The organism is Phyllobacterium sp. P5_D12 (assembly GCF_054049495.1).
The window spans coordinates 1-3,905 of sequence record NZ_JBFUMG010000424.1 but is presented as its reverse complement, the minus strand read 5'-3'; the positions used below and the strand labels follow the sequence as shown (position 1 = coordinate 3,905).

The 3,905-nt window shown below is 55.8% G+C and carries 8 protein-coding genes; all 8 read left to right on the top strand.

Annotated elements, in window-relative coordinates:
• On the top strand, positions 1-834 hold an 834-nt coding region (locus ACXJ5O_RS20940), incomplete at its 5' end, for a hypothetical protein (protein WP_457301573.1).
• Between the two features lie 134 nt (positions 835-968).
• Positions 969-1,778: a hypothetical protein gene (locus ACXJ5O_RS20935; protein ID WP_457301572.1), complete on the top strand. Its 810-nt coding sequence runs from the start codon at positions 969-971 to the stop codon at positions 1,776-1,778.
• Positions 1,775-1,963 carry a hypothetical protein gene (locus ACXJ5O_RS20930; RefSeq protein WP_457301571.1) on the top strand — a complete coding sequence of 63 codons (189 nt, stop codon included), beginning with the start codon at positions 1,775-1,777 and terminating at the stop codon, positions 1,961-1,963. The genes ACXJ5O_RS20935 and ACXJ5O_RS20930 overlap by 4 nt, the downstream gene beginning before the upstream one ends.
• Positions 1,950-2,129 carry a hypothetical protein gene (locus ACXJ5O_RS20925; RefSeq protein ID WP_457301570.1) on the top strand — a complete coding sequence of 60 codons (180 nt, stop codon included), beginning with the start codon at positions 1,950-1,952 and terminating at the stop codon, positions 2,127-2,129. Before ACXJ5O_RS20930 ends, ACXJ5O_RS20925 begins: the two co-directional genes overlap by 14 nt.
• 4 nt (positions 2,130-2,133) lie before the next feature.
• On the top strand, positions 2,134-2,463 hold the full coding sequence (locus ACXJ5O_RS20920; RefSeq protein ID WP_457301569.1) for a hypothetical protein: 330 nt from the start codon (positions 2,134-2,136) through the stop codon (positions 2,461-2,463).
• A gap of 60 nt (positions 2,464-2,523) precedes the next feature.
• The gene (locus tag ACXJ5O_RS20915) at positions 2,524-2,748 is read left to right on the top strand and encodes a hypothetical protein (protein ID WP_457301568.1); all 225 of its coding nucleotides are present in this window, start codon (positions 2,524-2,526) and stop codon (positions 2,746-2,748) included.
• Between the two features lie 123 nt (positions 2,749-2,871).
• Entirely contained in the window at positions 2,872-3,129 is a 258-nt protein-coding gene (locus ACXJ5O_RS20910; RefSeq protein ID WP_457301567.1) for a hypothetical protein, read from the top strand.
• A 212-nt stretch (positions 3,130-3,341) separates the two neighbouring features.
• Positions 3,342-3,905, top strand: a 564-nt coding sequence (locus tag ACXJ5O_RS20905) for a GNAT family N-acetyltransferase (RefSeq protein ID WP_457301566.1), incomplete at its 3' end; no start/stop codon positions are given.

Sequence of the window (3,905 nt, the reverse complement as noted above, 5' to 3'; positions counted from 1 at the left end):
GTAGGATATCCTACAACTTATGAAGGCAATCCTATGCGCGACAAAGTCGATTACAACGATCCATGGACTAGCTTGGAGAATACGCGCCATGAGCGCCCAAATGATCGCCGCCAAGCAGAGCTTGAGGACCGTGAAGCAGTAATCCGAGACTTACCGGCTGGTTCGCTCAGTGGCGGCCAGCTTCAGTATGATCCCAGTGACAAAACCACATGGTGGCTAAGTGACAGCAAAGAAGAGCGGGACTTTGCCGCAGACTTTCTTGGCTTGAGAGGGCCGGGCGATCCTTTAAATCCCAATCCCGGTACTTTGCCAAATGAAGGACTTAGCCGTAGCGAGAAACAGATACTTCATGAATTGGCTGAAAAGGAGGTATACGGCGGCTTTGACACTGACGGTGTTCAAAGAGACGGCATGGACTTCCAAAGGGCAGATAGAGAACAAAGGGCTCTAGTCGAAGCGGCAGCTGACCTTTTCCCCGCCTACGCCCTTCACTACCCGGAACTTGCAGCTGAAAAAGCCGAGGCTGGCGCAGCGTTCCAGCGCCTGACGCGCAATTCGGGCCTGTCGAAACGCGAGCTTGCACGCCTCGCCAAAGACGACAGCCAGCGCGACGCCATATTGCAGGCCATCGCAGAGGAGCAGCAAGCGCCCGGACTTCGCTCTGGCGAGTGGGAAAGCCGTAGCAATGGCTATGTCGATGACGACAGCCGTAGCACGAGCATAGGTTCTGGCTATGCCGGAGGCGTTCGCAGGCAAAACGTCGAAGACACATCGGCTGACAGCGTGGGCTCAGTCCTACGCGATCTCCAGAAACGATCCGGCTGGGACCGATAGAATATCAACCATAGCGCTCGGGTTACTCTCTGTTCTCCGCCCTTGAGCGCTTACCGGCACTGACGATCCGAAGGCTTCATATCTAATCCAGCCCCAAGGTCGTCGGTGCCACCAATCACAAGGAAATAACCATTATGGCAATCGCATACACACGTAGTTCAGCGGCCCACGAGATGGAAAATCAGAGTAAGACGCTCCGGCTTGCGGCCCAGCTTTACGGGCACATAATCGACCGTTGGCACAACGAGCCTCTGTCGTCCAATGACAATCTCATCGACCACCTTCTAGAAGTCACCAGCCCCGGCACGACTTTGATCATCGCCAATCCGTATGTGCTTAGCGCAAAACCAAGTCTGGCTCTTTCGAAGGCTCGCGAGGCCATAGGCAAGGGTTTGAACTTGGTCATAGCTTCGGAAGCAGGCGGGGTGCCAAATCTCGCCTCCCTGACTGCCGTCCTCGCGCCAATCGAAAGCCTAGAGGCCCGGATCGCAGAACTTGAGGGTGAGCTATCCCGGAAGGATCAAGAGCTTGCCGAAGAGATGGACGCGTTCCAAAAGGCTATCGAAGAACAGACCGTGGCGGCGCTTGCTGCACGCGGAATATCCCTTGGCGCTTTGCTTCGCCAGCCGACCGGCACGCTCAAACCGGGTGACACTGTGGCACGTCCGGACCAAGGCAGGGCACTGAAGGCCCTCAGGGAAAGACTTTCGTTTAGTCAGTCTGACGTGTCCGCTTTGCTCGATCCACCCGTTGATAAATCCGTAATTAGCCGCATTGAGGCCGAAGGCAGCGCTCATGCCCGGTATGAAGATTACGAACTGGCCCTTCAGACCGAAACGGTTAGGCGCGAGCAACTCGACCGGAAGGCCAAGCGTGGCGTCAATTCAGGCCGGGCGCTGTTGATAGAAGGCGCTGCTGACATGCTGAGTAGGGTCGCGACATGACGTGGAAACCCAGAAAATCGCCACAGAAGGGCAAAGCCTATATCGGACGGCGAGCCGCCTATGAGAGTGCCCTGAGGATGAAAAACGCTCACGGCGAGGTTTGGCTAAGCGAAGTCGAAAAAGGCTTGCTTAGGGATTACGCGCCCGACAATTACGAAGAGGATCACCAGCATGGCCAGCATTGAAAAACAGATAAAGAAGCTCGTTCAAAACGCCGACGACGACGAGGAAGAACTCGCCGACGAGCTCAAGACGCTAATCGAAGATTTTGACGAAGCGGACCTTGAAGACTTTTGCGAACTTCTCGCCGGGAAGCTCCTAGCCCCCGCTAACGACAACGAAGAGGATTAAAATCATGCCCGTAACACCCCAAGTCTGGGATAGCCAAGACACCATCACCGTTACATGGACGGCGGAGACCGGAAACGGCCTAGCCGCCAACGTCAGTGAATATCCGGACAAGACCGTCCAGCGCCTCGCTGGCACCGGAACCGTCACCCTAGAGGGCTCTATGGACGGCACGAACTGGATAGGCCTCAAAGACGCGTCCACAGCCGCTCCGAATACGGCCATCTCTCTTGCAACCGGCACCAATACCGCCGCCGTGGTGCTTGAGCATACGATCTTTGTCAGGGCGGTTGTCGCTGGCGGCACGGCCACGGTCATGCTGGTCGGAACCAAATAGCTCTTCGCATCGTATCGCTTTTGCGTTTAATTAGCCGGTGGCATCTCGTGGGGGACAGAAATGCTCGTGACGCTCTTTACGGTCTGCTATTTCGCTTTTGCGGTCTACGCCTTCGCTCCGGTATTGGCGAAAGCGTGGCACACCGGCATTTGGCCTGCTCGTGGCACCGAGTGGAGCCGGACAACACAGCCGAAGCGTTATTGGTTTGGGATGTCCTTCGGAGCGTTCAACATTCTGCTTCCGACGTTCATTCTGTGGGTGCTGATATTTTACGGCCCACGCTGAAGGGTCCCCTGCTTTCGCGTTTAAACGCATCCAGCGGCCCGGATTTGCAATTCCCACACATTGCACCATCTCTTCAGTAAATGCCAAGGTTGCGGCCCGTTACTGAGTGAGGAGAAATCGAGAATGCAGGCACAATTATTCCATTGGAATGCGATCTATAAGGCATTGCCCGACGCCGAGTATATCAGCGGAGGTCAATTGCTAATCCGCTGGGGTAAGAAGACCTCGAACCGCGCTTACCTGAAACGCCTCCGGGACAACCCGGCGTTAAGCTTCCCCGAGCCTCGTTATTTAACCGGCCCGACCGGCTTCCCCATGTGGAAGGTCTCGGAAATAGAGGCGTGGGAAGAGGCCCAACAGACGCGAAAGCGTGTTGCCTAAGGGTGCGACATATTGGTAGGGTCAATTAGTTACCCTGTTACCAATCTGATAACTATCTCTCGCACTGACAAGCCGGACCCTTGAAAACCCCAGTATTTGCGGGCTTTTTCCCGTTGTGACGTATAGTCTCACATACAATTTTCAACTTCTGCTTTGTGTGCGGAGTGGCATAACAAGTCAAATACTCTCAATTTCAGCGAGCAGATTTCACCATGACCGATCTGAAAGACTGGACGCCACGCCCACTCCCGGCCCGCGAACCGCTCGAGGGCCGCTACGTGCGGCTGGAGCCGCTCGATGCCGCCAAACATGGCGACGGGCTCTACGAGGCATCGTCGGTTGCAGACGCGGGCGACCGGTTCAGGTTCCTGTTCGAAAATCCGGCGGAGGATCGCGAAGCATTCGGGGCGTGGCTGGAGAAGGTCGAAGCGAGCAAGGACCCGCTGTTCTTCGCGGTGATCGACAAGGCGAGCGGCAAGGTCGCGGGACGTCAGACGCTGATGCGTATCGACCCGGCATTCGGTGTGATCGAGATCGGCAATATCTATTGGGGACCGCTGATTTCGCGAAAAGCAGCAGCGACGGAAGCGCAGTACCTGTTCATGAAATATGCCTTTGAACTCGGATACCGGCGTTACGAATGGAAATGCAACAATGCCAATGAGCCGTCGAAACGGGCGGCGGAGCGGTTCGGTTTCAAGTTCGAAGGCATTTTCCGTCAGCACATGGTGCAGAAAGGCAAGAACCGCGACACGGCGTGGTATTCGGTCATCGAT

Coding starts and splice junctions, on each gene's coding strand:
- ACXJ5O_RS20925 (WP_457301570.1), top strand. CDS start 1,950: ATGGCCAGCATTGAAAAACAGATAAAGAAGCTCGTTCAAAACGCCGAC.
- ACXJ5O_RS20930 (WP_457301571.1), top strand. CDS start 1,775: ATGACGTGGAAACCCAGAAAATCGCCACAGAAGGGCAAAGCCTATATC.
- ACXJ5O_RS20915 (WP_457301568.1), top strand. CDS start 2,524: ATGCTCGTGACGCTCTTTACGGTCTGCTATTTCGCTTTTGCGGTCTAC.
- ACXJ5O_RS20935 (WP_457301572.1), top strand. CDS start 969: ATGGCAATCGCATACACACGTAGTTCAGCGGCCCACGAGATGGAAAAT.
- ACXJ5O_RS20920 (WP_457301569.1), top strand. CDS start 2,134: ATGCCCGTAACACCCCAAGTCTGGGATAGCCAAGACACCATCACCGTT.
- ACXJ5O_RS20910 (WP_457301567.1), top strand. CDS start 2,872: ATGCAGGCACAATTATTCCATTGGAATGCGATCTATAAGGCATTGCCC.